The organism is Streptomyces sp. NPDC045778 (assembly GCF_056431945.1).
The window spans coordinates 1-26,766 of sequence record NZ_JBWKJZ010000040.1 but is presented as its reverse complement, the minus strand read 5'-3'; the positions used below and the strand labels follow the sequence as shown (position 1 = coordinate 26,766).

The 26,766-nt window shown below is 72.7% G+C and carries 20 protein-coding genes and 2 pseudogenes; 13 read left to right on the top strand and 9 right to left on the bottom strand.

All coding sequences use genetic code 11. The features are described 5' to 3' along the window. Positions 1–8: 8 nt before the first annotated feature. The gene (locus tag AC07GB_RS34640) at positions 9–1,571 is read left to right on the top strand and encodes a PTS ascorbate transporter subunit IIC (protein WP_478852581.1); all 1,563 of its coding nucleotides are present in this window, start codon (positions 9–11) and stop codon (positions 1,569–1,571) included. Between the two features lie 72 nt (positions 1,572–1,643). On the opposite strand, the gene AC07GB_RS34635 is transcribed toward AC07GB_RS34640, so the two are convergent. From AC07GB_RS34635 to AC07GB_RS34605, 7 genes are all read right to left on the bottom strand, one after another. After that, entirely contained in the window at positions 1,644–3,851 is a 2,208-nt protein-coding gene (locus tag AC07GB_RS34635; RefSeq protein ID WP_478852579.1) for a YfgM family protein, read from the bottom strand. Between the two features lie 295 nt (positions 3,852–4,146). Then, positions 4,147–4,497, bottom strand: a complete 351-nt coding sequence (locus AC07GB_RS34630) for a hypothetical protein (protein ID WP_478852577.1) — start codon at positions 4,495–4,497, stop codon at positions 4,147–4,149. A gap of 74 nt (positions 4,498–4,571) precedes the next feature. Continuing rightward, positions 4,572–5,507 (bottom strand): hypothetical protein, encoded by a 936-nt coding sequence (locus AC07GB_RS34625; RefSeq protein ID WP_478852575.1) that lies wholly within the window; start codon positions 5,505–5,507, stop codon positions 4,572–4,574. A 515-nt stretch (positions 5,508–6,022) separates the two neighbouring features. Then, positions 6,023–7,663, bottom strand: a complete 1,641-nt coding sequence (locus AC07GB_RS34620; protein WP_478852573.1) for a class I adenylate-forming enzyme family protein — start codon at positions 7,661–7,663, stop codon at positions 6,023–6,025. A gap of 142 nt (positions 7,664–7,805) precedes the next feature. After that, positions 7,806–8,534, bottom strand: coding sequence for a class I SAM-dependent methyltransferase (locus AC07GB_RS34615; RefSeq protein ID WP_478852571.1), 729 nt, complete (start codon positions 8,532–8,534; stop codon positions 7,806–7,808). A gap of 114 nt (positions 8,535–8,648) precedes the next feature. After that, positions 8,649–9,266, bottom strand: a complete 618-nt coding sequence (locus AC07GB_RS34610) for a hypothetical protein (protein ID WP_478852569.1) — start codon at positions 9,264–9,266, stop codon at positions 8,649–8,651. 416 nt (positions 9,267–9,682) lie between these two features. Continuing rightward, positions 9,683–10,330 carry a DUF6629 family protein gene (locus AC07GB_RS34605; RefSeq protein ID WP_478852567.1) on the bottom strand — a complete coding sequence of 216 codons (648 nt, stop codon included), beginning with the start codon at positions 10,328–10,330 and terminating at the stop codon, positions 9,683–9,685. A gap of 146 nt (positions 10,331–10,476) precedes the next feature. Here AC07GB_RS34605 and AC07GB_RS34600 point away from each other — a divergent pair, with 146 nt between their 5' ends. The 3 genes and pseudogenes from AC07GB_RS34600 to AC07GB_RS34590 form a co-directional block, all read left to right on the top strand. After that, complete coding sequence (locus AC07GB_RS34600) at positions 10,477–10,800, top strand: hypothetical protein (protein ID WP_478852565.1); 324 nt, start codon at positions 10,477–10,479, stop codon at positions 10,798–10,800. Between the two features lie 16 nt (positions 10,801–10,816). Beyond that, positions 10,817–10,909, top strand: a pseudogene (locus AC07GB_RS34595) (transposase); the annotation flags it as partial. A gap of 190 nt (positions 10,910–11,099) precedes the next feature. Continuing rightward, positions 11,100–11,243: pseudogene (locus tag AC07GB_RS34590) on the top strand (IS110 family transposase); the annotation flags it as partial. 324 nt (positions 11,244–11,567) lie between these two features. Here the strand turns inward: AC07GB_RS34590 and AC07GB_RS34585 are convergent. Further along, positions 11,568–12,803 (bottom strand): ScbA/BarX family gamma-butyrolactone biosynthesis protein, encoded by a 1,236-nt coding sequence (locus tag AC07GB_RS34585; RefSeq protein WP_478852563.1) that lies wholly within the window; start codon positions 12,801–12,803, stop codon positions 11,568–11,570. A 940-nt stretch (positions 12,804–13,743) separates the two neighbouring features. Between AC07GB_RS34585 and AC07GB_RS34580 the strand changes: the two genes are divergently transcribed. From AC07GB_RS34580 to AC07GB_RS34560, 5 genes are all read left to right on the top strand, one after another. Beyond that, entirely contained in the window at positions 13,744–14,388 is a 645-nt protein-coding gene (locus tag AC07GB_RS34580; RefSeq protein ID WP_478852618.1) for a hypothetical protein, read from the top strand. Positions 14,389–15,006: 618 nt separating this feature from the next. Next, positions 15,007–15,624, top strand: a complete 618-nt coding sequence (locus AC07GB_RS34575) for a ScbR family autoregulator-binding transcription factor (RefSeq protein ID WP_478852561.1) — start codon at positions 15,007–15,009, stop codon at positions 15,622–15,624. 484 nt (positions 15,625–16,108) lie between these two features. Continuing rightward, the gene (locus AC07GB_RS34570) at positions 16,109–16,705 is read left to right on the top strand and encodes a hypothetical protein (RefSeq protein WP_478852559.1); all 597 of its coding nucleotides are present in this window, start codon (positions 16,109–16,111) and stop codon (positions 16,703–16,705) included. A gap of 551 nt (positions 16,706–17,256) precedes the next feature. Continuing rightward, a complete protein-coding gene (locus AC07GB_RS34565; protein WP_478852557.1) occupies positions 17,257–18,174 on the top strand; it encodes an NAD(P)H-binding protein in 918 nt (305 codons plus the stop codon). An 814-nt stretch (positions 18,175–18,988) separates the two neighbouring features. Further along, on the top strand, positions 18,989–19,723 hold the full coding sequence (locus AC07GB_RS34560) for an SDR family NAD(P)-dependent oxidoreductase (RefSeq protein ID WP_478852616.1): 735 nt from the start codon (positions 18,989–18,991) through the stop codon (positions 19,721–19,723). 467 nt (positions 19,724–20,190) lie between these two features. Here AC07GB_RS34560 and AC07GB_RS34555 read toward each other — a convergent pair whose 3' ends face one another. Beyond that, positions 20,191–21,378: an IS701 family transposase gene (locus AC07GB_RS34555; protein WP_478852555.1), complete on the bottom strand. Its 1,188-nt coding sequence runs from the start codon at positions 21,376–21,378 to the stop codon at positions 20,191–20,193. Between the two features lie 938 nt (positions 21,379–22,316). Between AC07GB_RS34555 and AC07GB_RS34550 the strand changes: the two genes are divergently transcribed. The 4 genes from AC07GB_RS34550 (at position 22,317) to AC07GB_RS34535 (ending at position 26,649) form a co-directional block, all read left to right on the top strand. Further along, the gene (locus AC07GB_RS34550) at positions 22,317–22,919 is read left to right on the top strand and encodes a TetR family transcriptional regulator (RefSeq protein ID WP_478852553.1); all 603 of its coding nucleotides are present in this window, start codon (positions 22,317–22,319) and stop codon (positions 22,917–22,919) included. Between the two features lie 99 nt (positions 22,920–23,018). Further along, positions 23,019–24,728 (top strand): MFS transporter, encoded by a 1,710-nt coding sequence (locus AC07GB_RS34545; RefSeq protein WP_478852551.1) that lies wholly within the window; start codon positions 23,019–23,021, stop codon positions 24,726–24,728. Further along, entirely contained in the window at positions 24,725–25,945 is a 1,221-nt protein-coding gene (locus tag AC07GB_RS34540; RefSeq protein ID WP_478852549.1) for an acyltransferase family protein, read from the top strand. Before AC07GB_RS34545 ends, AC07GB_RS34540 begins: the two co-directional genes overlap by 4 nt. Then, positions 25,942–26,649 (top strand): DsbA family oxidoreductase, encoded by a 708-nt coding sequence (locus tag AC07GB_RS34535; RefSeq protein WP_478852547.1) that lies wholly within the window; start codon positions 25,942–25,944, stop codon positions 26,647–26,649. Before AC07GB_RS34540 ends, AC07GB_RS34535 begins: the two co-directional genes overlap by 4 nt. Positions 26,650–26,766: the final 117 nt, after the last annotated feature.

The window sequence follows — 26,766 nt, the reverse complement described above, 5'->3', positions numbered from 1 at the left end:
AGGGCGCCGTGGACTGGCTGGTGTCGGTAGCGAAGTTCCTGGTCAATGAAATCCTCAGCCAGCCCGCGTACTTGATCGGCCTGATCACGGCCGCGGGTCTGGTCGCACTGCGCAAGTCGGCGGGCCAGATCCTCGGTGGCGCGATCAAGGCGACGCTCGGCTTCCTGCTGATCGGCGCGGGCGCGGGGCTCGTCGTGGCCGCGCTGGCGCCGCTCGGGGAGATGATCCAGGGCTCGACAGGCGCGCACGGCGTGATCCCGACGAACGAGGCCATCGTCGGCATCGCCCAGGCCGAGTACGGATCGCGCGTGGCCTGGCTGATGATCCTCGGCTTCGCGGTGAGCCTCGCGCTGGCCCGCTTCACACCGCTGCGCTACGTCTTCCTGACGGGCCACCACATGCTCTTCATGGCCACCCTCCTGACGATGGTGCTTGCCACCGCGGGGCAGAGGTCGTGGGTCGTGGTCGTCGTCGGCGGGGTCCTGCTCGGCATCCTGCTCGTGGCGCTGCCCGCCTTCGCCCACCCGTGGACCAAGCGCGTGACCGGGAACAACACCGTCGCGATCGGCCACTTCGGCACCGCGGGCTACGTGGTCGCCGGAGCCGCCGGTCAGGTCGTGGGCCGCCGCAGCCGGTCGACGGAGGACATGAAGCTGCCCGAAGGCCTGCGCTTCCTGCGGGACTCGATGGTCGCGACGGCCCTGTCCATGGTGCTCATCTACCTCATCATGTCCTTGGTGTTCCTCGCCAAGGTGGGCAAGGAGACCGCGTTCAAGGCCTTCGCCCTCGACGGAGGCCCCGCGGCCCCCGACGTCGGCGCGTACGTCATGCAGTCGATCATGCAGGGCCTGCAATTCGGCATCGCCGTAGCCGTGATCCTCTTCGGCGTACGCACGATCCTCGGCGAACTCGTGCCCGCCTTCCAGGGCATCGCGAACCGAGTGGTGCCGGGTGCGGTGCCCTCGCTGGACGCGCCGATCGTCTTCCCGTACGCGCAGAACGCCGTCCTGATCGGGTTCATCTCCAGCTTCGTCGGCGGCCTGCTCAGCCTCGGCCTGCTCGCCTGGCTCCTCGAGCCGGCCTTCGGGCTCGCGCTGGTCCTGCCCGGGCTGGTGCCGCACTTCTTCACCGGCGGCGCCGCGGGCGTGTACGGCAACGCCACCGGCGGGCGCCGCGGCGCCGTCGTCGGGGCCTTCCTCAACGGCGTCCTCATCACGTTCCTGCCCGCACTGCTCCTGGAGGTCCTCGGCGCCTTCGGCAAGGAGAACACGACGTTCGGCGACGCGGACTTCGGCTGGTTCGGCTCGCTCATCGGCAACGCCGCGAAGGCCGGGAAGGTGGGCGGCGTCGTCCTGATGCTGCTCCTGGGCGGGGTGATCCTGGCCGGGGCCATCGTCATGCAGAAGCGGGTCGTGGAAACGGGCTGGGACCCAGGCGCCCGACGCGACGCCCTCCTGCCCCGCGAGGAACCGCTGCCCCCCACCGCACCCGCGCCCCCGACCACCGCCTACGGGAAGATCACACCCCCACCGGGCGCCCCAAGACCCCCCGCGCCCCCTGACGCGAGCTGACGCCTGACCCGGCGGAGCCCGTGAAGGCCGCCCACGGGCGGACGACCTCCGTGGGCGGCCGGTGTCCGTTGCTCAGCTCGTGCCGAAGTCGGCCATGAGGCGGGCCTTGGTGGCGTCCGCCTGTGCGCGGACGGCCTCTACGACATGCGGCTTGAACGCCGGGGTGTCGAAGTGGCGCACCAGGTGGTCGAGGGTGGAGCCGGCCTCCTCCAGGTCACCCTGGCGGGCATACGCGCGAGCGAGGCGCCGGGTGGCGAGGTTCAGGGTGAGGTTGTCGACGCCCTTGCCCTGCTCGGAGGCCTTCACGACGGGGGTGAGCTGCTCGATCGCGGACTTGGTGTCCGCTGCGCGCACGGTCACCCCGGCCCGGTCGGGGCTGAGGCTCTTGAACTCGTGCTCGGCGTTGAGCCCCTTCGCCAGCCGCGCGTACACCGCGAAGGGGTGGGTGGCGTGCCGCTCGATGACCTCCTGGAACGCGTCGTTGCCGGACCGCAGCGACGGCGAGTCGGAACCGCGCAGCACGAGCAGCTTGCCCTGGTCCTCACCCATCATCAGCTCCGCGAGCTGGGTGTCGGTGGCGCTGACGGGATGCCGCACGGTGACGCGCAGCACCGGCGAGACGATCCGGGAGCCGTCGGCGGCCTGGTAGGAGGCGCGCAGCTGGTAGGTGCCCGGCTGCTGGAAGTAGTGCCCGTCGCGGCCGTAGCCGATGTAGGCGCTGGAGTAGATCGCCGGACGGCTGGTGTCCAGGCGCACGGTCTCGTCCTGGTCCACGCACCGCAGCCGCAGCGGCCGGTACAGGACGGTGCGTCCGGAGGGCTGCCGGATGGCGATGTTGACCAGCTCGTCGTCCGGGTGGAGATGCCCGTGGGTGAAGCGGCCGCGCAGGTCCGTGGTCTCCAGCTTCAGTTCCACGACGACCGGCTCGCCGAACGCGAAGCCGCTCTTGGCCACCCGCAGGCCGAGGCGGAGCCCCGACTCGTCGGCCAGCGGCTCGTCGAAGACCTCGGGCGCGATGTCGGCGGCCCCGGTCGCGAACGGGTTGGCACCCATGACCACGTTGCGGTAGAAGCCGTGCCGCAGATGGATCAGCTCGTTGTCGGTGAACTGGAAGGGGAAGTCACTCCAGTACGCGGCCGTACCGCTCGCACCGGACGGTGACTGGTAGTTCTGCGGATAGTTCATCCAGGACAGATCGCCGAACCCGCCCCTGGGGCCGAGTGGGGCGGGCGGCCGGGCCAGGTTCTTCTGCCAGGAGTGCAGCAGGTTGAAGGAGTGCCCGATCTCGTGCACGTACGTGCGGAGCTGGGCGCGCTGGGACGCGGGGTCCGCGCCCTTGATCTGGTCGTAGAAGACCGCGCAGCCCTGCCGCTGGAAGGAGTCGGCGGCGTCGAACATGATGCCGCGCACCCCCGCAAGGCCCTCGTAGGAGCCGGCCACAAGCAGCCACGCCTTCCACTGCGGGGTGTTGCGCCACAGGCTGAAGTGGGTCTGCATGGCCCCGTGCAGCTCGGAGTCGGTCCAGCCGCCCGAGCTGTCCGCGATGACGTTCGCGGCGCCGGACACCAGGAGCTGGATCCCGGCCTCCGCGTACGCGCCCGGCACACTCAGCGCGCGAGCGGGACTGCCCGGCGGCTGCGGCAGCGAACCGGTCTGGTAGGAGAGGAACGGTACCTTGCCGGTCACCGAGTCCTGCTCCCACTGGAGGGCGCGGAAGTACGAGGAGACGTACGGGCACGCGTAGCTCGCGCCGGGCTGCCCGGACGTCGTGAAGAACTGCGCGGTGGCGGCGCCCGGCAGTTCGTCGACCGTACGCCGCGGGATGGTGACCTGCACGACGGGGGCGCCGGCCTGCCAGGTGAAGGTGCCGAGCCCCTTGACGACGACCTGGGTGGCCGACCAGGTGACGGTCGGGCTGTGCACGGCGAACGAACCGGAGTACGTCGTCGTACCACCACTGGTGGCGAAGAAGTCTCCGCTGAGCCTGCGCAGGACCTTCGACCCGCTGCGGGTGCTGTCGACGTCGACGCGCAGTTCGAGCTGGAAGCCGCCCCCGCTGCTGCGGTACTGGCCGCTCACGGGGCGGTAGGCGAGTGCGGGCGCCGCGGTCGCCCCTTGCTCCGCGGCGGCGCTGTTCCCGGTGGTGTACGCGCCCGGGTGTTCCGCGACTGCGTCCTGCTCCTGGCCGCTCGCCCGCTCTTGCGTCGGGAGAACGTCGGTCAAGGGCGAGGCTGCGAGGTCGGCCGACCCGGTGGTGGGGTCTCCGCCCAGTGATGACATGGCGTCAATCCTTCGTCCAGCCTGGAAAATGGGGTGGAGAGGTGGTGCGCGATCGGCACCACACAAGGGCGCGGTCAGCCGAAAGGGCGGGTGCGAGCGCGACCGCACCGCACCACCGTCGTGTCGGCGACCCTTCGGACGTGCCGCGAACATGAGCAGGGACCAGGTCGCACCGGCCTCCGGGGAAACCGGTGCGAACGGGCCCCGGGCGGCCGGCGCCCCTCGGCGCCGACCGGGCCGGTACACGGGGCACAGGGCACGGACGCGTACGACACCACGGGCTCCGCTATGCCGGTCAGCCTTCCAACTCCCGCCGCAGTACCGCCATCTCGGCCGGATCCAGGGTGGCGGCGGCGAGGTCGACGAGCGAGCGCTCCACTGCGCGTCCCGCGTCCTGGAGCACTCGTTCCGCGCCGTGCGGATCACGGACGACGACCACTCCGCCGGACACCACGATCTCCGTGATGTTGACCGCCGGACCGTCGGTGATGCGCAGCCCCCGGTAGCCGAGACCCTGCGGCGGAGTGGCCCCGGGCGGTGCCGGCGGCAGCGCGGCGATCCGGCTCATCAGCTCTTCCTCGGCTTCCGGCGCGAGGCCGAACACCGGATTCCGCCGTCCGCTGTAGAGATCGATCTCGACGTCCATACGGTCATTCCCTGCTGGCGATCCGCACCGGCTCCGCCTACGGAGGCCCTCGGCCCCGGCGGGCGGAGGACTCGCTACCGAATCCTCTGCCGCTGCGAATTGCACCCGTAGAAGTATCCGCAGAAGACCGTGTACGGACCACGGTTGGCGGTCTCCGGATTGTAGATGACGTTGCCGCTGTTGTCCGTGTTGCGGGCGGCGGTACCGCCGGGCTTGTGGCCCCAGAACCCCTCGTTCTGCTTGCGGAACCAGTGGAAGTCGACGAAGCCGGGGCCCGGGGCGATGACCAGCGCCACCAAGTAGCGCGGCTTTTCGGTGTCCGGGAAGCAGTCGAACCGGTGATGCATTCCGTCGCACAGCGAGGCACGTGTCACTTCGGCACATGTGATGGCCTTGTACATGTTGCCGCAACCGCGGCCAGGCTGGGCGAACGTATTCGTACGCCAATTGCTCGCGTAGTTGTAGCAGTTGTTGTTCAGTCGGACCGTCGAGTCGTTGTTCCAGAACCCCGGGTTGAACGCTCCCAGCTCAATCGTGCAGCTCGCTGCTTTGGCGACTTCCTCCGCTCCCTGTTCGGATGGCGACTGCGCTTCCGCCGGTGCGGCCCGGTCCGAGACGGTGAGGCGGACGGGGGCTGCCAGTTGCGGAATCAGGAATTCACGCAACGAGGCGTCCAGCGGCTCGCCCGCGTCACCGGAGACAGCGGGGTCACCCCGCTCCATCAGGGTGACGAGCCGCTCGCCGATCTCGGCCGCGCGGCCCCCGCGTGCCTGTGCGCCGACCGGAAGATACAGCCTCGGCTCGGTGCCGAAGTCACTCCCGACTTCGTCGTTGAGCGGTTCTATCCAGAATCCCCGCACGCCGAGCCCGCCTTCGGCAGGAGCGTCGCCGACGAACAGGTGACGGTTGCTGTCCACCTCACGGAGCAGCGCCCGTACTTCGTTCTCGTCGGTGATGTCGGAGACCGGATCGGGGCGGCCGGAGAAGACGTCGGCCGTGATGCGAAGCATATGTTCGACCCCCCTTGTTCTCTTTTTTCACGGCAGCGGTTTTTGCGGCAGCAGATTTCCGATGAATCCGTGTCCGCCCGGCTGTCCTCGGGGCGGCAAAGCCCGGAGGATTTCCGATCATTCCGCTGTGCCGAGTGCAATGACAAGAGGTATACGCCGCATCGCACCATGCGTCAATGGCGCGAAAAAAGCCTCTGAAATCGATCGTCCAGGAGCTACGACACTTGCAGCCGATCAATACTGCAAAGCCGCTATCGACATTGGATATCCGGAAGCAGCGCATTCCGTATCGGCCCGGCACGCGCGGACGCCACCGGCGCAACGAACCGGCGCTTCACGGGGTTTGGAGCCCCCCGGTGATGCCGGAGGGCTCCCTGGGCGTACCGCCGCCGTCGTGCCGCAAGGTGATCGGCTTGCCGACGAGACCGCGGGGACGGGCGCGGGGCGGCGGACGCGAGCGCTCAACGGCATCCCGGCCTGGCGCACATGACGGCCGCGGACCCCGCGGGACAGGCCTAGGCCTCGGTGAGCGCCGTTGCCTGGGGGCTGGGCGTCGTCCACGCGGCGCGGAGCGCCTTCTTGTCGACCTTCCCGACCTTGGTCGTGGGCAGTCGATCGAGCAGGACCGTCTTGCGGGGCGTGTACAGCTCTCCCAGCTCGGCGGTGACCGCCGCGCCGACCGCGTCCGGATCCACTTCGGCGCCCTCCGCCGTGGCGAGGAAGATCTGGACGGCCTCTCCGAACTCCTCGTCCGGCACGCCGAGCGCGGCCGCGTTGCGTACACCCGGCAGCGTGAGGAGGAAGTCCTCCAGGACCCGGGAGTAGACGTTGTCGCTGGTGCTTCCGGTGACGATGATGTCCTTGGCCCGGTCGACGAGGTAGAGGTACCCCTCGGCGTCGAGGTAGCCCATGTCCCCGGTGCGCAGCCAGCCGTCGCGCATCGCTTCCGCGGTGCGCTCGGGGTCCTCGTAGTAGCCGAGCATCACCGTCTCGCCCCGGACGCACACCTCACCGACCTGCCTGACGGGCAGGGCCGCCGCGCTGTCCTCGCCCTGGATCTCGATCTCGGTGTCGGATATCGCGCGACCGCAGCTGCGCCACAGCTCGGGCCGCCGGGCCGCCTCCGAGGCGAGGTCCTCCGCGCCGAACGCGGTGATGCCGAGCGCCTCCGACTGCCCGTAGCCCTGGCTGAGCACCGGCCCGAAGACCTCCACCGCCTGCTGGAGCCTGCTGGGCGAGCAGGCCGCGCCACCGACGACGATCCGCCGCAGCGCGGACAGGACACCCGGCACGCAGCCCGGGTGGTCGAGCAGCGCGTACAGCATCGGCGGTACGAACATGGTGGTGGTGATCCGCTCCTCGCGCAGCACCCTCAGGGCCGCGCCGGCGTCGAACTCGGGCAGCACGACGAGGGGCGACCCCGTCACCAGGGCCTGGAGCGAAGTGAGGTGACCGCTGCCGTGCGTGAGCAGCGTGGAGACGAGCACCCGGTCCGTGGCCGGGTCCATGACCGGGAAGAATCCGGGGCCGGATTCCTGCGGAGCGTCCTCCGCCAGGTCGACCAGGACGTTGTAGAGCCGGTGGCTGTGCGCGGCGAGCTTGGGGCGGCCCAGCGTGCCGCCGGTGTAGAGCACGGTGACGGCCTCGTCGGCTCCCGGGTCCGGCACGCCGTCGGGGCGCACCGCCGGGCACTCGTCCGCCAGGGCCAGCAGGTCCGCACATCCCAGTTCGCAGGGCCCGACGCTGAGCAGCGCGGGCGCGTGGACACTGCGGCCGGCCGCGTCGGCGGCCCGCTGCGCGAAGAGCGGGTCGGTGACCACGGCCCGCGCCCCGGACTGCTCGACCAGGGCGGCCAGCTCACCGGGCCCCGGCTCGGGCGGTAGGAAGACCACACGGCAGCCGATGAGGTGGACCGCGAGCTGCACCAGGACGGAGTCCACACGGTTGGCCAGGAACAGCCCCACTCCGTCGCCGTGCGAAAGCCCCTGCCGACGCAGCGCGTGCCCCACCTGGAACAGCCGCTGCCGGGCCTCCTTCCGGCTCAGCCGCTGCGCGCCCTGGACGAGCGCTTCGGCGTCCTCGTCCTTGTCCCAGTGCTCCAGGACGCGGTCCACGTACGTGCGCGACGCGGATGTTTGCTGTGCGTTAACGATCATGGACACATGCAAACATGCCGCTCGGGAGTCGTGGACTCACGGGGGGCAACTTCGGCCATCAGTGGGCGGAGTAACATGCCCCGGTCCAGGTCGGTTGGTCGGCTTTCGCTCTGCTCCGGACGTCGTGTGAAGGTCGGTGCCTTCACGTTGCCGCTGTTGCACATGTACGGACGTACTGGCGGAAGAGAGTCCGAGGTCCGGGCAGCGGGCGGAACCCCGCTCGCTCCAGGAGCCGCTCGGCTTCCCGCTGGGGGAACGCGCGGTAGGTGGAGTGCTGGTGTGCCAGCACGGCGTCCCCTCGCATGACGAAGTAGTCCTTGACGATGTGCCCGTTGCCGCCGTCGCGGACGTCCTGGACGTAGCGGAGCCCACCCGGCAGCGGCCGTTCGGAGGAACGGTGTGCTGGTTGGACGGACAGCAGCAGACGCCCTCCGGGGCGCAGGGCCGCGGCGAGGTTGCCCAGCGCGAGGGTGTTCTCCTCGTCCCGCAGGAGGTGGCTGCCCAGACGGGCGCCGCCTTCGTGGTCGTCGAGCCAGAGCCAGACGCCACCGACCGAGTACGCGACGTCGAAGGCCGGCTCCCCTGCCATGGTGACGACGTCCTGATCGAGGAGTCGTACGCGGTCACCGAGTCTGTCCCGTGCCTGCGCCAGCATGTCCTGGGTATGGTCGATGCCGGTGAGCCGCAGCCCTCGCGGGACGAGTGCGAGCAGCCGTTCGCAGACCAGCCCCGTGCCCACCCCGAGTTCCAGGACGTCTCGGCGGTCGCCGATGTGGGCCGCCAGCTCGCGTGCGTAGGCGTCGTGGTCGTAGTAGCCCGACGCCATGATCAAGTCGTAGTACTGGGCGAGCCTCGCGTAGGTGTCGGCCACTGGATGACGGTAGCGCGGCTTGTGGCGCCTGGGCAGCGGGCCTCTGAGACAGGACCCGCCGTTGAGGCCTGCCGCCGTGGCCCCGCACTCTCGGCTGGCTGCGACGCTGTCCGTCTAGAGGTACGGAAGCACGAAGTCGAACCCGGCCTTGCGATGGGCGGCCCCCGCGGGGCAGACGCCGTCCGTCGGGTAGCCGTAGAAGAAGAGGCCGTAACACTTGTCGCAGAAGCGCCAGTTGCGCTGCGACTTGCCGTTCTCGGGAATGTCGTGCGGCAGGACGAAGTCGAACCCGGCCTTGCGGTGGGCGCCGCCGGTGGGGCAGCGGCCGTCGGTCGGGTAGCCGTAGAAGAAGAGGCCGTAACACTTGTCGCAGAAGCGCCAGTTGCGCTGCGCGGTCGGCGTTTCGGGCACGTCGTGGGGCAGGTTGAAGTTGAATCCGGCCGAGTCGTGCCCGCCGCCCGCCGGGCAGGCGCCGTCCGAGGGGTAGCCGCGGAAGAACAGGCCGTAACACTTCGCGCAGAACCGCCAGTCCGCCTGGCTCGCACGGGCCGAGGCCGGGCCGCGCCGCGGCCCCGCCGCTGCGGCGGGACCGGCGAGCGCCCCGGCCACCGCGGCGGCGCCTGCCACGCCTGCCGTCGCCTTGAGTACCGTGATGAGCATGGCGCGCCGGTCCGGGTTCTCGGTGTCGCCACCGCCCTTGGGTGCCCCGGGCTTGGGCTGTCTCAGGTCCATGCGTGACTCCTTCGTTCCGACGGGCCCGCCACCACGGTGCAAACGTTTCGCGCGTTTCATATGCTTCATGCGTTTCATTCGTTTCATGCGGTTCACGAGAACGGGAGCCTGCGGGACGGGATTTCAAAGGCTCGCCCTCGGCACCAAGACCCCCTGGTCCACCGAGGCGCCCTCACTTTGCCCCGGTGGCAGAGCCTGCTGCTACCGCAGTTCCGCTCAGCGGAACTGGACGGGGGAGCGCGGGTGAGCCGGAGCGGTCCGTCGTAACTCGCTGGAAGTCGGGCCGAGGTTGTCGACGGGGGTGACGACGGGCGGGGCTCACACCATGGCTTCGATCAGCGATCGACGCAGGGTGCGGTGTCGTGCGGTGTCCCGCGAGCATGCCCACGAACATGTCGTCGCCAATGCTGCGCGATTCACACAGTTCGGCTTCTGTGCCCGGGTGGGTGTGGTGAGCGGCGTCTGGCGACCCAGAGGCACAGGAGCACCGAGGTGACCGCGGCGAACGCACACCAGGTGGAAATGTACTCGTGCCGCCACAGAACGGCGGACACCGCGGCCCCCACCGCGACCAGGACGCCGAACAGGACGAGTTCCCGGTCGCCGGAGAGCAGGAGAGAGCCGATGGTGGCGAGGAGATACCCGGCGAGGACCAGTTCCGCGTGTGGCAGTCCCAGGGCGTAGCCGATGGTGTGCCCGCGGATCTCAGCTGTGACGGTGCGGGTGGCCAGGGTGTACGCGAGCGTTGCCGCGGTCATGGCTCCGACGGTGAGGGGGATGAGCAGGCGGCGGCGGGCACTGGGCGGTGCGGCGCACACCACGGCTGCGGGTACCCACAGCGGGAGCAGCGGAAGGGCGATGACAGCCCAGGCGGTGGTGGCGGGCCCGGCGCCACCACCGTTGTGCCAGACCAGGGCCTCGATGAGTTGGTGGGCTCCGAGGAGGAGGGGGAGCGCGGCCAGCGGCAGGTCACGGGGGCGCCGAACGGCCAGGGTGACCGAGGCGAGCCCCACGGCTGCGATGGCCGTACCCGCGACGAGGTCGGCTGTTGCGCTCCAGCACATGGGGGGTAGGGTACGGCGGTTTTGGCGGGGGTGAGGGGTGGGCGCGCGTGGTGGGGTTGTGTCTCTGCGGCCTCTCGTGGTTTGGGTGGGGGCCCGGTGGGGGTGCCCCTATGTGTTTGGTCAAGGTGGTGGGTCAGGACGGCGGTATGACGAGCTGGTTCCGCGCCTACTGCGAGGAAGAAGATCTGTGGCTGTATTTCGAGGCCGATGACGAGAGCTGGGCGGCGCGTCAGGTTGAGGTCCGGGGTCAGGACTCGAGGCCGGTGACGGCCGCTTCCTTGGCTGAGGTTGTGCACTTGCGTGATCATGCCGATTTTGCGGCGCTGGGCCGCTATGAACGGCAGTACGGCGTTCTCGCCGAAGGCCCCATGGACGGCTGGCAGGGCTTGCCCCGGGCGGCCGGGCTTTCCGCGGAGGAGTTCGAGCGGTTGTGGTCTGAAGCAAGGCAGGTTCTCGGTGACTCAGCCTGACGTGGTCTCCTGACCGTCGGTCGGCGACGGCTGCACCTTGTCAACTGCCGGCTAACTGGCTGCCTACGCGGGTCTCGCCCCGGCGAGCCGGAGTTCGGGCTCCTCGATCCGGTGGATCGTGCGGCTGGTTGGCGGCCCGGGTGGTGGCCGCGCCGACCAGGTCGTCGTCGAAGCTGCCGAGGCCTACACGCGATCGACACCAGAGACGACATAGGAGCGGGCGCCGGTCGCCGTGGGCCAGCTGCACCTACCTCTCCGGGCCGGCCTTATGCCGGTCGCACAGGGGGAGTTGGTGGGCGGCCTCGATCGGCGCCCTGCCGCTGGCAGTCGCGCGGGACACTGGCCGCCCGGACACCTACCCACCCGAGCTGACGACGCAGCGGATCGCCGACCTCCACCCCGGTAAGGCCAAAACACGCGCGAAGGACACGTTCATCACCGCCCGTTCCTATGTCGTGTCGGGTGTCGATCGCGTGCGGGCCTTTCCCTCATGCTTTCGTGCGGCGTTGCCTGGGCGTCGAGCTGTTGCGTCCCCGTTGCGGAGGGCTTTGCGGCTCAAGTGAGGCCGGTGCTCAAGTTCCTGGTCAGCTGTCCGTGGGTTCCTTCGGGCCTGGTGGCACCGTCCCCGGGATTATCAGCGACAGGAGGGAGGGGTCAGGTCTGGCCCGAAGGCTGGGGGCTCCCTTGCGGAGCCTCGAAGACGGTGACGTCGGCTGTCGGCTGTCGGCTGTCGGCTGTCGGCTGTGGGTTGGTGGTTTGGGGGTGGGTTAGGGGTGGGGTGTGGTGGTGATGGTGCTGGTGAAGGCGGTGTGGTTGTTTTGGGTGGCGGTGATGTGGGTGGTGGTTTGGCCGGTGTGTCTGTGTGTGCCGGTGCCGGTGCCGGTGCGGGTGTTGGTTGTTGTTCGTGTGTCTGTGTCTGTGTCTGTGTCGGTGGTGGTGATGTGGGTGGGGGTGGTGTATTCGAGGAATTGGATGAAGGTGGCGTGGATGTGGGTGGGGTAGGGGGGTGGTGGGGGTGGGGTGATGGTTGCTGTTGCCGGATGCGGCCCTGTGGGTGTTCGTGTTCCTGGCCCTGTGTCTGTTCTTGTGGCTGTTGGTGGGTGTGTTTGTGTGGCTGTGTGGGTGTGGGTGGTGTGGTGGAGGGTGTTGCGTTCGGTGCTGTTGTTGCCGGCACTGCTGTTGCAGGCGTGGTTGCTGTGGTTGTCGTGTCCGCTGTTGTTGTTGCGGGCATTGCTGTTGCTGGTGTTGCTGTTGTTGTTGTGGTGTTGGTGGGTGTGGTGGTGGGTGGCGTGGGTGGCTTGGCGGGCTGCTTCGAGGAGGAGCATGCCGGGGGTGTGGTCGACGGGGTGGTCGAAGAGGGTGGGGTGGGTGGTGTCGTTGCGGAGGAGCCAGTGGTGGGGGTGGGGGGTGGGGGCGAGGACGACGTCGTGGGGGTGGTGTCGGTTTACGTGGGTGGGGTGGGTGGGGGGTGGTGGGGTGGTGGGGGTGTTGGGGTGGGTGCCGCGGATGCGTTGGTAGATGGTGGGGGAGTGGGCGGAGAAGCGGGTTTGGGTGGTGGCGAGGTGGGTTCCGTTGCGTAGGGCGGTGGCGTGGAGGGTGAGGGCGGTGAGGTGGCCGGCTGGGCGGCGGCGGATGTCGGAGCAGGTGATGTGGAGGGTGAGGTGGGTGGGGTGGTGGGGGGTGTGGTGCATGGCGTGGGGGTTGATGTCGGTGGTGAGGTATTGCCAGATGAGGTGGTGGTTGTGGGGGAGGTGGTAGGCGTTGTGGGCGAGGAGGGGGAAGCATTGGCGGATGGTTTCGATGAGGAGGAGGGGGTCGTTGAGGTGGGGGGTGGGGGTGTAGAAGGGGTGGTGTGTCGGCCATTGGGCGGTGACGGTGAAGGTGTCGGGGCGCAGGGTGTCGAAGCCGGTGAGGAGGACTTCGGCGGGGTTGTGTTTGTGCACGTGGTGGGGTGGGAGGGTGGGGTGTTGGGGTGGGGTGGTGAGGTGCTGGGTGACAGGCATGGTGAGCCCCCGTTGAGTGGTTGCGAGTGACCGCTTGCACTTGTGCTCGGTTGGCGCTGTCTCGCCGTCCAGCAACATAACGAGTGTTCTTTTTGTTGTCGAGGGGTGTCTGGTTCTTGTTCCTGGCACGGGGTGTCGTGGTGGGGGGTGGTGGTGCGGGGTGCGGGGGGAAGGCGGGCTCGTCGGGCGGGTGCGGCGGGGTGCGGGGCGGGGGTGGGCGGGGGGTGGTGCGGGGGCGGGCGTGGTGGTGGAGTTGACCGGAACTGTTCGGCACGGGTGGGGGCGGGGGGTGGTGGTGCGGGGTGGGTGCGGGGGGTGGGTGGCTGAAAGTGGAAGGTGGGCATCCGTGGTGGGGGCGGGTGGCTGTTTCCCGCCCCCTGGCTACCGGGTCTGGGTGCTGTGCGGGTGTCTGCGGGTGTCGCGGTGCCCTTTCGGGCCCGGGGTCCGGGGCTGCACGGCCGGGTGTCTGCACCCCGCACCCCCGTGTCCCTGCACCCCCGTTCCCCGTTCCGCTCTGCGGTGCCGCATTCTCGTGTCCGCTCCCGGCTCCCGGTCTTCGCTCTCCGCCTCCCCGCCTCCCCGCTCTCCGCGTCCCGGCCCCGCCTCCTCGCTCTCCGCGTCCCGGCCCCGCCTCCTCGCTCTCCGCGTCCCGGCCCCGCGTCCCGGCCCCGCTTCCTGGCCCCGCTCTCCGGTTCCCGTGTCCGCTCCCCGGCTCCCGGTCCCCCGGTCCTTGCTCTTCGGTCTCTGCGTCCGGGTTGTGCGGGCCTGGTCTGTGAACTGGCGTGGGGGTCAAGGGGGTTGAGGGGGGAGGGGGGCTTGTTGTGGGTTCGGGGGTGTGTTGCCCGGCTGTGATCTCGTGCCGGGCGTGGTGGAGGGGCGTGGCTCGCGCGGCCGTGTGAGGCGGTCGGGCAGGCGTGGCTGGGTCCGGGGTGAGGTGACGATGATGCGGGCCCGTGCGGCGGGTGGTCATGCGAGGGGTGCGGCCCGGGACGTGCGTGGTGCGGCGCGGCGTGGTGCGGCGTGGCGTGGTGCGGCGCGGCGTGCCGTTTACGCTGCCGGGCAGGGCGCGGTCGTGGTGCATGTGGCCGTGCATGAGCTGGGTGCGGCCGCCTGTGCGGTCAGGGCTGTACGTGCTGTCGCGCCAGGGGAGGGGGTGTGGCCGCAGGGCGGTGTGAGTGCCGGTGCCAGTGTGATCAGCTCCCGGAGGCGGTCCGCGAGCTGGTACTGGGTGATCAGCGGCTGCGTAACGGTATCTGCTGGTCGGTCTTTGACTGCTGAGGCCGGCCCGCCGGCGCCGGGCCGGGGAAGAGGGCTCCTGGCCGGCGAGGGCTCCGGCGGAACACCGGCCGGGCGGGGTGTGGCCGTTCAGGGTTCGCCGGCCTCGTGCGTGCCGCCCTCACCGTCCTTTTGCGGCGCTGGGCGGCAACGGGGCGGGAGCGGCGGGGGTTTGCGGGATGGGGCCCTCTCCTGTCGGCGGTGTCCTGGGGGCTTCGGCTTTGGCTGTCCTGGAGGCGTGTGGGGCTGGTGGTGGGGTGGGTGTGGGGCGGTGCTCGGTGCTGGTTCTGTAGGGGGCGGGTTTCGCTGAGGGGCGGTGGCTGGTGCGGATGCCGCCGCGTGGCGGGGGGCATCGCTCTCGTGCCGGGCGGCAGCGGCGGCGTGCCCGGCTCCTGGAGGCGGCGCGCGGTCTCGTACCCGACGATCGGCGCTCGCGGACGGCATCTGCTGGCCGGTCTTTGACTGTTGGGGGACTGTTGGGGCCGGTCCTCGGGCGGCCGGCCGAGGCAAACGGGCACCGTACCGGTGACGGAGTGACGGGGTGACGGGGTGACGGGGTGACGGGGTGACGGGGTGACGGGGTGACGGGGTGACGGCCGGCGCCGTCCGTGTTCGTCGCCCTCGTGAATGCTGTCCTTGCTGCTCGGTTCGGCGCGGGTGCCCGGGTGGTGGGGGCGTGGGGCGGGGCTGTGGGGTGGCTGCGGCGGTGCGGGGGGGGTGTGGCGTGATCTGGTGGGGGCCGGGTGATGGGTGGCGGGTACTCGCTGCGGGTGTCCGGGTGTCCGGGTGTGCGGGTGTCCGGGTGTCCGGGTGTTGGGGTGTTGGGGTGGGGGTTTGGGTGGGGTTGGTGGCCTGGTGTGGGGGCGGGGCGGGGGCGTAAAATAACGGCCGTTCGTTTTTGTGGCGAGGGAAGGGCAGGGGACGCTCGATGGTGGAGCCCAAGCAGGAGCGTGCTGTGAAGACCCGGGATGACATTCTGCGGGCGGCGGCGATGGCTTTTGATGAGCTGGGGTACCGGGGGGCGAGTATGCGGGAGATCATGCGGCGGGCGGGGGTGACGCTGGGGGCGGTGTATTTCCATTTCGAGAACAAGGAGGCGCTGGCGCGTGCGGTGATCCGTGCGCAGCCGGAGGTGATGGTGCCGCGGGTGCATTCGCAGGGGTTGCAGCGGCTGGTGGATCTGTCGCTGGTGTGGGCGCATCAGTTGAATGTGAATCCGTTGCTGCGGGCGGGGGTGCGGCTGGCGGTGGAGCAGCGCAGTCATGGGATCGAGGACGACACGTCGTTCTATGAGTGGGAGAAGATTTTCCAGGGCTGGCTGGAGGTGGCGCGTGAGCAGGGGGAGCTGGCGCCGGGGGTGGAGCCGGGGGTGGTGGCGGAGTTCGTGGTCGGGGCGATGACGGGGACGCAGCAGCATGCGCATCTGACCGGTACGACGGCCGCGTTGCCGCAGCGGATCGTGCATATGTGGCAGTTGCTGCTGCCGGGTATCGCGCGTGCGCAGGCCGCGGCCGCGATCGATCTGGATCCCGGCCGGGGACTGTAACCGACGGACAAAAGGGGGGCGGGGGTGTCGTTACCGGCGGGGGCGTATACGGCCCGGGACGGGACGGACGGCGAGAGGGGCAGCGCTGCCCGTGCGGGCAGCACCGCCCGTGCGGGCAGCACCGCCCGTGCGGGCAGCACCGCCCGTGCGGGCAGCACCGCCCGTGCGGCAGGCGCCGGGGAGCGGGCGGGGAGCGCGGACCGGGCCGGCTTCCCGGGTCGGGCGAAGGGTGCGCAGGGTGCTGAGCGTGCCGGGCGCGCGGGCGGGGCGGGCTGTGCCGGTGGAGGCGACCAGGTCGGCAGCAGCGCCCGCGCGGGCAGCAGTGCCCGTGCGGTAAGCGCCGGGGAGCGGGCGGGAAGCGCGGACCGGTCCGGCCGCGCAGAGGCCGGCGACCGTGCCGGCCGCGCGGGCCGTACGGGTGCTCCGGCTGCGCTCCGTGGTGTCGGCCGGGCCGGCTTCCCCAGCGGGGCGAGGGGTGTGGAGCGTGCGGAGCGTGCCGGGCGCGCGGAGGGTGCCGGCCCTGCCGGGTGTGCGGACGGGGCTGGCCGTGCTGGCGGCGGTGACCGCACAAGTGGTGTCGGCCCTGCGGGCTTTGCAAGCGGTGCGGGTGCTCTGGCTGCGGTCCGTGGTGTCGGTGCGGGGGGTGTGGGCCGGGCCGGTTTTCCCGGTGCGGCGAGGGGTGCGGAGCGTGCCGGGCGCGCGGAGGGTGCCGGTCCTGCCGGGTATGGGGACGGGGCTGGCCGTGCTGACGGTGGCGACCGCACAAGTGGTACAGGCTGTACGGGCTTTGCAAGCGGTGCGGGTGCTCTGGCTGCGCTCCGTGGTGTCGGTGCGGGGGGTGTGGGCCGGGCCGGTTTTCCCGGTGCGGCGAGGGGCGCGGAGGGTGCGGACCGTGCCGGGCACGCGGAGGGTGCCGGTCCTGCCGGGTATGGGGACGGGGCTGGCTGTGCTGGCGGCGGCGAGTGCGCAAGTGGTGTCGGTCCTGAGGGCTTTGCAAGTGGTGCGGGTGCGGCTGTTGTTGCTGCGGGCCGTGGAGTCGGCGCAGGTGGGGTCGGCCGGGGTGGCTTCTCAGGTGGGCTGAGGGGTGCGGAGGGTGCTGACCGTCCGGGGCGCGCGGGCGGGGCTGGTCGTACCGGTGGCGGTGACCGCGCAGGGGGTGTCGGCAAGGCGGGCTATGCAGGTGGCGCGGGTGCGGTTCGCGCGCGGGGTGTCCCTGGCGTGAGCAGCGAGTTCGGCCCGGCCAGTGCGGCCAGTGCGGCCAGTGCGGCCAGTGCGGCCAGTGCGGCCAGTGCGGCCAGTGCGGCCAGTGCGGCCAGTGCGGCCAGTGCGGGTGATAGGGCTGGGGCAGGTTGTGGTGTGGGTGTCTCAAGTGATGTGTGGGGTGAGGGTGGTGTGGCTGATGTGGGTGGCATCAGCGACTCGGGTGGTGCGGGCGGTATGGGCAGTGCGGGTGGTGCGGGCGGTATGGGCGGTGCGGGTGGTGTCGGCGGCGGGGCCGGCGCCCGTCGCCTGGCCGGCGCCCGTCGCCTGGGCGGTGCGGGCGGCCTGGGCGGTGCGGGTACAAGAGGTCTGGGTGGTGCGGGTACAAGGGGTCTGGGTGGTGCGGGTGTGGGCGGCTCGGGTGGTGCGGGTGTGGGTGGCTCGGGTGGTGCGGGTGTGGGTGGTTCGGGTGGTGGGGGTGTGGGGGGTTCGGGTGGTGGGGTGCGGGTGGTGGTGGCGGGGGCTTCGGGGACGGTGGGGCGGTTGGTGGTGGGGATGTTGGAGGGTGGGCATTATGTGCGGGCGTTGACGCGTGATCCTGGGGCGGCGGTGCGGGCGGGGGTGGGGGGTGTGAAGGTGCGGGCTGATTTCGCTGACCGGCGTTCGTTGGAGCGGGCGTTGGCGGGGATGGAGGCGTTGTTGCTGATCACCAGTGATCCGTTGCGGCCTGATCATGATGAGCGGGTGCTGGAGGCGGCGGTGCGGGCGGGGGTGGGGCGTGTGGTGAAGCTGTCGGCGCTGGCGGTGATGGATGCGGGGGCGCGGGATGTGATCACGTGCTGGCAGCGGGTGTGTGAGCGGCGGGTGCGTGAGTGTGGTCTGGCGTGGACGGTGCTGCGTCCGCGGGCGTTCATGTCCAAGGCGCTTACCTGGGCGCCCTCGGTGCGGGCGCGGGGGGTGGTGCGGGCGGTGTACGGGTCGTCGGTGAATGCGTGTGTGGACCCGGGGGATGTGGCGGCGGTGGCCGCGCGGGTGCTGACCACGCCGGGGCACGCGGGGCGCTGTTATGAGCTGACGGGGCCCGGCGCGGTGTGTGCGCGTGAGCAGACGCGGGTGCTGGCGCGGGTGCTGGGGCGGCCTTTGCGGTTTGAGGAGCTGGGGGTGGAAGAGGCGTGGCGGTTGTGGCGCAGCCGGTATCCGGAGGCGTATGCGCGGGCCCTGCTGGAGAGCGCGGAGCGCCAGCGGGCCGGGGCGAAGGCGGGGGTGGGTCAGGGGGTGTGGCAGGTGACGGGCCGCGCGCCGGCCGATTTCACCGACTGGGCCCGGCGTCATGCCCGCTTCTTCGCCTAACCCGCCCCCGGGCACCCGCCCGCCCCCGGGCACCCGCCCGCCCCCGGTCACCGCCCCCACCCCCGACCCCGCTCTCCGTCTCCGTCTCTGTCTCTGTCGCGGGCCGCCCTTACCGTGATCCGGCCCGGCCCCGGCCGCGTCCCGCCCCGCGCCCCGCGCGCCGCCCCGGCCCGGCCCGGTCTGCCGGGGTGTTGGCGTCCCGGACATCCGGCAGTCCCTTCCCCCTTCGGCCGGGGGTGCTTTCGGGGGTGTCCCGGTGCCGGTCCGTCCTGCCGCTCCGTCCTTGTTCCGTTTCCGGCTGCCTGTCCCCGCCGTCTTCGTCTCTTCGGTGCGGTGGGCAAACGGCCTGCGGCCTGCGGGCAGTTGCGCGGCGGGTGGTGGGGTGGTCTGGAGGAGTCGGGGCGGGAAGGGTTCTGGCTGGCGGGTGCGGCTCGGCCGGCAGGGGCGTACGCAAACCGGTACGCCACCCCCCCGGGGGGCGTCGGCAGGGCGTGTGCTCGTACGCCGGGACGGCGCTGCGCCCGCGGGGCGGCGCACCACCGGCCCGGCAGGCCCGACGCAGGCCGGTACTCCGGCGGCCCGGCGGGCCGGTACTCCGGCGGGACGGCGGGCCGGTGCTCCGGTGGGTCGGCAGGCCCGACGCAAGCCGGTGCTCCGGCTGCTGGGCGGGTTGGTGTCCGGGTGGCCGGGTGGGCTGGTGTGGGCAGGTGTTTGTCGAAATGCGGGATTCGTAGGGGATCGGTCTCAGGGGAGGGGTTTGCTGGTGAGGGATGGTCTGGGAGCGGGACGGGAGTTGCTGGGCGGGGCGACGGTGTTGATTACCGGGGCCTCGAGCGGGATCGGTGCGGCCGCGGCGCGGTTGTTCGCCGCCGAGGGCGCGGCGGTGGTGCTGATGGCGCGCCGGCAGGAGCGCTTACGCGCGCTTGCGGGGGAGATCACGGCGGGCGGGGGGCGGGCGCTGGCGGTGGCGGGGGATGTCACGGTGGCCAAGGACGCGGCGCGGGCGGTCAAGGAGGCGGTCGATGCCTTTGGCCGGCTGGACGCGGCGTTCAACAACGCGGGCTGGGCGACCGCGGGCACCCGGCTGCACGAGACGGATGACGAGGTGTTCGCCCGCATCGTGGAGGTGAACCTGCGCGGGGCCTGGAACTGCCTGAAGGCGCAGATCACGCAGATGCTCGCGGCCGGCCAGGGGGGTGCGATCGTCAACACCGCCAGTGTCGCGGGGGTGGTGGCCACCGGGGCGGCGGCGCCGTATGTGGCGGCCAAGCACGGGGTGATCGGCCTGACCCGGGCCGCGGCCGAGGAGTACGGCCGCCATGGCATCCGGGTCAACGCGCTGGTGGTGGGCAGTACCCGTACCGAGCTGATGGACGACGTGCTGCACCAGGCGCCTGCCCTGGAGGAGTCCTTCGTGGCCCGCTCCGTGCAAAAGCGCATGGCCCGCCCCGAGGAGGTGGCCCAGGCCGCCGCCTGGCTGTGCAGCACCCGCGCCTCCTTCGTCACCGGGGCCGCGATGGCCGTCGACGGCGGCTGGACCGCCGCCTGACCCCACCCCCCCCGGGGGGCGCCCCGCCGCCTGCCCCTGCCCCCCCCCGGGGGGTGCCCCCTGCCGGTTGCCGCGCGCCGAAGCCCGCCGCGCACCGGCCGCCCTGCCCGACGGGCCGGCCGCGGCGGGCGGCCGGGACGCGGCCCGGGGCGCGGCCCGGGGCGCGGCCCGGGGCGGGGGGGCCGGGCCGGCGCCGGGCCCTGCTGTCCGCGCCGGGCCCGGGCGCTGCCGGCGCGGCGCCGCGCGGGGCGGCGGGCCACCGGCGCGGCGGGCGCCGCGAGTGCGGGCCCGCCTGCCGCGCCCGGGCGCAGCTCGCCGCGCCAACTCCCGTGCCGCCTCCGAAGACACACGCTCCCGCCCCGGCACGGGCCCGGAGCGGGGCGCGGCGGCGGGGCCCCGCCCCGGGGCAGGTCCGGGGCCCCGCCGGGGGGCGGGCCGGCCCGGGGCGGGGGCCGGCCCGGCGGGGGTCAGGCGGTGCGGGGCAGGGGCTGGGCCTGGGGGGCGGCGGGGGCGCACAGGCGGCTGTAGGCGTAGGCGGCGGAGACCAGGGTCATGTGGTGGTGCCAGCCGGGGTAGGAGCGGCCCTCGAAGTCCAGCAGCCCGCACTCCTGCTCCAGATGGGTCATGGTGGCCCGGGTCCGGGCGTGCAGCTGGGCCAGGGACATCAGTTCGTCCAGGCGCGCATCCAGCAGGTTGGAGACCCACACCCGGGCCGGGCGCTGGAGGCTGGGCCGCCACTGGGTGAAGATCCGCAGGGTGTGGGCGGTGCCGGGCAGGCGGATGAGACCGGACAGGATCCGGATGTGGCGCTGGCCGTGCTCGGGCGTGGTGACGGTGACCACGTGCGGATGGCGGGTGCTGTGCTGGTAGAGGAACTGCCGCGCGCCGTGCGGGCTGTGCGCGCCCAGATGCGAGGCGCTGGTGCGCGCGGCGGCCGGGCACACCCCCATGCCCGGCGGCACCGACACCACCATCGCCCTGCCCTGGCGGTGCAGCTGCTCGATCAGCTGGGCCACATCGGTGTGATCACTCATGTCCGCCACCACCGGCGCCGGGGTGTGCCGGGTGCGCCGGGCCAAGGTGGCCGCCAGATCCGCCGCGTGCGCCCACAAAGGCCGGTGGCGGGCCACGGCCGGGATCCGGGCCCGCTCGCGCAGCTGCTCGTCGGCGTTCCACTGCTCGGGCAGCATCAGACGCCAGTCCACCGGCAGCTGCATCTCCCCCAGGGACAAGAACACCCCGATGCCCAGCTGGCAGTTGATGGTGCGCCCGGCCTCGGGCACGAAGCGCCGGTGCACCCCGCAGGAGTGACCCCCGCGCTTGGGCAGCACCGCGGTGGCGATGGTCCACGCCCGCGGCGCGGCCCGCTGCTCCACATACCGGGTCAGCTCCTTGCGGGCCGGATCCCACTCCCAGGGACTGGCGTTGATGAACTGCTGCAGCGACTGCGAGGCCGTGGGCGAATCGGAGATCGCAGCCGCCAGGCGCCGCACCGACTTCTTGCCCGGCGTCGTCAGCAGCCCCTGCAGATAGCCCTGCGCCCAGCGCCGCTGATCGGCCCGCGGCAAATGCCCGAAGAGCGCCGCGGCGAACGCCGACAGCGGATCACTGCCCCCCGCCGCTGACGCCACCCCCACCTGCTGCTGTCCGGCCATGTCGTTCCCCTCCGTGACGTATCCGACCCAAAAAGCGTAGCGAACGTTCGCTTTGTTTTCGAGGGCGGGGAGCGTGCCGGTGCGACTTGGTGAACTCCGGCGCCCCGTACGGGACTTCACGCCCGCGCGGACACCCCCGCACCCCGGCGCCCCGCCCCGTCACACGCCCCGCCCCGTCACACGCCCCGGCCGGTACGCCCCGGCCGGTACGCCCCGGCCGGTACGACCCGGCCGGTACGTCCTGGCCGGTGTGTCCCGGGCGGGGAGCGGGCGGGGGCTGGGCGGGGTGTGGGTGGTGTGGGGCTTTGGGGGGTTCCCGGGAGAGTCCGGGCTTTCGGTGTCCGGTCGGACGAAAGGGCGGAAAACTGTGGAAAGAGGGGGAGTGGGGGAGGGAAAAGGCCTGCGGCTTTCCCACGTTGGCGTTGTGGTGGCCCCCGCGGCGTCGGAAGCTCAAAGTCCGCTACGTCGCCCGCGGTGGAAGGAGGCCCCGGTGGCACGCAGCCCGCTGCACACGCTGCCCGCACCCCTCGCCGCGGCACCCGGGCCGCCGGATGGGGGCCCCGCCGGCCCGCTGCCCGCCCCGGCCCACGGCCGGCCCCGCCCCCCGGCCGGCCCGCCGCCCGCCCCGGCCCGGCCGGCCGGTGCCCTGGCGGGCGCGCCCGCCCATCCGGTGCACCGGCCCGGCGCCCCCGCCGGCCTGGCGCCCGGCCCGCTGAACAGCAGCCGCGCAAGCACCAGTTGGACACCCGCCCGGGCCGCCCGGGCCTGCGCCGGCGCCGCCCCGGCACCTGCCCCGGCGGGCGGCGGCGCGGGCGGCGGGGCGCGGGCCGGGCCACGGTGCGGGGCCGGCCGTGGGCCGGGATCCGACCGCTTCGTACCACCCCCGCCCCCCGCACCGCCGCGCGCTGCGCGGGGCACGTCCCCCAAGGGAGTCGACAGTGAAACAGGAACGCGCCGCACGCACCCGCGAGGCTCTGGTGCAGGCAGCCGCCGTGGCCTTCGACCACGCCGGTTTTCACGGCACGTCCCTTGGCCGGATCAGCAAGGCGGCGGGGATCTCCATGGGCGCGTTGACCTTCCACTTCCCCACCAAGGACGAACTGGCCGACACCGTGCAGCTGCGCGGGCTCACCACCACCCGCGAGGGAGTCCAGCGCCTGCTGGCCGGCCGTGAGGCGGCCCTGGAGACCGTCGTGGACCTCACCTTGGAACTGGCCGGGCTGCTCCAGGAGGAACCCGCCGTACGCGCCGCGGCCCGGCTGAGCCGCGAGCGCGAGGCCTCGCCCCCGGGCGTGCTGTGGCCCGCCTCCTGGCTGCCGGCCGTGGAGGACCTGCTGGAGGCCATGCCGCCGGGCCAGCTGCGCGCGGGCTGCGACCCGCGCACCGTCCTGGCCCTGGTGGCCCACCTGGTGGCCGGGGTGGAGTCCTACATCCGCAGCTGCGGCCAGGAGGGCTGCGACACCTACAAGAGCGCGCCCGAGCAGCTGGCCAGGATCTGGGACCTGGCCCTGTACGGCATCCGCCGCGGGCGCGGCCTGTAGGCGGCTGCGGCTTGCGCAAGTCGGCGTTGCCGCACCGGGTGCGGGCGGCTGAGGCTGAAAGGGACCCCTGCTGCCGGTGACTGTGCAAGGAGCTGCCCCGTGGCGGACACCGACGCCTTGGCCCCCGCCCCCGCCGAGCCCCCCGCAACCACCCCCACCACCCCCGCCGCCTCCGCTGCCCCCACCACCCCGCGTCCTCCCGCCGCCCGCGCCGCAGGCCCCGCCACGGCCACCGCCGAGGCCCCGGACACAGCCGCGGATACGGACACAGCCCCGGCCCCGGCCCCGGATCCGGCCCCGGACACAGCCACAGCCCCGGGCACAGCCCCGGGCACAGTCACGGGCCCGGGTGCGGGGGCGCGGCGCGGCTGGCTGCTGCTGGTGGTGCTGGGCGGCACCTTCATGGCGGTCATGGACGGGTTCATCGTCAACGTGGCGGTGCCCGCCGTGCGGGCGGGGGTGGGCGCCAGTTTCGCCCAGGCCGAACTGACGGTCTCCGGTTACCTGCTGGCCTACGGCCTGTTCCTGGTCGCCGGCGGCCGCCTGGGCGATGCCTACGGCTGCCGGCGGCTGTTCTTGGCGGGCCTGGCCCTGTTCACCGCGGCCTCGCTGGCCTGCGGCCTGGCCGCCTCGGCGCCGGCGCTGATCGCCTTTCGCCTCGTGCAGGCCCTGGGCGCGGCCCTGTTCTACCCCCAGGTGCTGTCGGTGCTGCAGACCGCTTTCAGCGCACGGCGGCAGGCCCGCGCGTTCGCCGCTTTCGGCGCCACCATCGGCGGCGCCTCGGTGGCCGGCCAGCTGCTGGGCGGGCTGCTGGTGCGCGCGGACCTGTTCGGCCTGTCCTGGCGCCCCGTCTTCCTGCTCAACGTGCCCCTGGGCCTGCTGCTGTTGCTCGGCGCCGCCCTGACCCTGCCCCCCGCCCGCGGAGCCCGCGGCGCCCGCGAGCAGCGCGGGGTGCGGGGTGCGGGGCTGGATGCGGGCGGCACGCTGCTGCTGAGCGCGGCCCTGGCCCTGCTGCTGGTGCCACTCACGCTCGGGCACGGCGCCGGCTGGCCGCTGTGGAGCACGCTGATGCTGGCGGCCTCGCTGCCCGCCGGTGTCCTCTTCGTGCGCCACGAGCGGGCCGTGGCCGGGCGGGGCGGGGCGGCGGTGGTGGACCCCGGCCTGTTCACCCGCGGCTGCTTCGGCGCGGGCACGGCCATCGCGGTGGCGTTCTTCGCCGCCAACGCGGGCCTGTTCTTCCTGCTCACCCTGCACTTGCAGACCGTCCTTGGCTACGGCGCGCTGCGCGCGGGGCTGTGCTTCACCCCGCTGGCGGTGATGTTCGTGCTGGCCTCGCTGCTGGCCCCGCGCCTGCAGGAACGTATCGGCGCCCGGCTGCTGGTGGCCGGCTACGCCCTGAACGCCGCGGGCACGCTGGTGCTGCTGGCCGCCGTGGTGCTGGCCCGGCCCGGCACGGGCGTGCTGCTGGGCTGCCTGGCCGTGATCGGCTTCGGGCAGGGCCTGGGGGTGAGCCCGCTGTTCTCCGCCGCGCTGGGCCAGGTGCCCGCCCGGCTGGCCGGCGCGGCCTCCGGGGTGCTGGAGACCGCCGCCCAGATCGGCATGGCCCTGGGCGTGAGTCTGGCGGGCCTGGCCTTCAGCGCCCACCCCGGCGGCCGGGGCTGGGGCGCGTTCGGCGCGGGCCTGTGCGTCACCGCGCTGCTGGCCCTTACCGCCCTGGCCCTGGTGCCCCGCCTGCTGCGCCACCACCGCGGCCCCGCCGCCCCCGCCGGTGCCGAGGGGCGCGGCCCCGCGCCCGCTGCCGGCCCATGACGGCGCGCGCCGGTGAGAGGGGCGGGGGCGGGCGGCTGCCGTCGCTGACGGGGATGCGGTTCGCCGCGGCGCTGCTGGTGTTCTGCTTCCACGCCTCCTACGAGAACGTCTTCGCCGACCGGCAGGTCAACGACGCCTTCGCCCGGGTGGTCAGCCAGGCGGGGTGGACGGGGGTGTCGTTCTTCTTCGTGCTGAGCGGCTTCGTGCTCACCTTCTCCGCCGGTGCCCGCGCCCATGACACGTGGCGGGCCTTCTGGCGCCGCCGGCTGTGGAAGATCTACCCCAGTCATCTGCTGACCCTGGCCGTGGCCGTGGCGTTGCTGTGGGCGGCCGGCCTGCCCCGGCCCGGGCTGCTGCGCAACCTGCTGCTGGTGCAGACCTGGCAGCCGCGGGTGGAGGTCATCCTCAGCGCGAACCCGGTCAGCTGGTCGCTGAGCGCGGAGGCCCTGTTCTATCTGGCCTTTCCCGCGCTGTGGGCGCAGGTGCGCCGTATGAGCCCCCAGCGGCTGTGGTGGTGGGCGGCCGCGCTGGTGGCCCTCATCGCGCTGATGCCGGTCCTTGCCGCGGTGCTGTGGCCGGCGGGTGCGGACATGGCCTGGCTGGCCCTGAGCCAGGAGCACTACTGGTTTTTGCTGGCCTTTCCCCCGGTGCGCGCGGCGGAGTTCGTCCTGGGCATGGTGGTGGCCCGCCTGGTGGCCTCGGGCCGGCTGCCGCGCGGCGGCCTCTGGCCCGCCGCGGGCGCGGTGGCCTGCTCCTACGCCGCGGCCCTGGTGCTGCCGGTGGGCTACGGGATCGCCGCGCTGAGCGCGGCCCCGCTGGCCTGGCTGGTCGCCGCGGGCGCCGGCGCCGATCTGCGCGGGCGCCGGTCGCTGTTCGCCACCGGCCCGATGGTGCGCCTGGGCCGGCTGTCCTTCGCCTTCTACCTGCTGCACCGCCTGGTCCAGTTCCACGGCCACCGCGCGCTGGGCCCAGACCGCGCCTGGAGCACCCCGGCGGCGGCCGGGATGCTGCTGCTGAGCGCCGCGCTGACCCTGCTGCTGGCCTGGGTGATGCACACCGCCGTCGAACAGCCCCTGCTGCGCCGCTACGCCACCCCCCGCCGCCCCCGCCGTACCGGTCGTCCCCGCGGTCCCGGCGGTGCCGGTGGTGCCGGTGGTGCCGGTGGTGGGCGGGTGTCGTCCGCGTTGTCCGCTTCCGCGTCGAAAGAGGCCCGATGACCGTCACGATCGATGTCTGGTTCGACTTCATCTGCCCCTACAGCCTGATCACCCGGCATGTGCTGGACCGGGCTCTTCAGGGCCGGGACGCCGCCGTGGTGCTGCATCCCTTCGAGGTCAACCCCAACTGCGTGGAGGAGGCGGGGGAGTACCCGCGCGGGGTGTGGGAGAACTCGGTGCGCCCGCTGGGCGCCGAGCGCGGCGTGCATCTGGCCGGGCCGCCGGGCACCCCGCTGCGCCGGGCGCGGATGGCGCTGCTGGGCTACCGCTACGCCTGCGAGCACGGTGCCGGGGCCCGCTACACCGACCTGGTCTTCAGTGCCTACTTCCACCAGTGGCAGGACATCTCCGATCCCACGGTGCTGGCCGCGCTGGCGGTGCAGGCGGGCCTGGACCGGGCGGGTTTCCGCGCGGCCATCATGTCGGCGCGCTATGCCCGCGCCCATCAGCAGGGCCTGGCCCATGCGCGTGCCCAGGCGCAGGTGACGATGGTGCCGGTGATCGTGGCCGGGCGGCACCGTATCGACAAGGTGCCCACGGTGGGGGAGGTGAGAGCGGTGCTGGACGAGGCGACGGCCGCCGCCGCACAGCCTGGTGCGGGGGTGTGGGACATGACCGTCCAGGCCCCGCCCGGGGCGCCGCCGGCCACGCCGGTGCCCAAGCCCGCCCCCGGCGCCATGCGGGCCCGCCTGCCCGGCACCTGACCCCCGCCCGGCCCCCGCCCGGCCCCCGGCCCCCGGGGCGGGGGGGGGGGGGGGGGGAGGGGGGGGGGGGGGGGGGGGGGGGGGGGGGGGGGGGGGGGGGGTGTCTCCTTGCGGGGA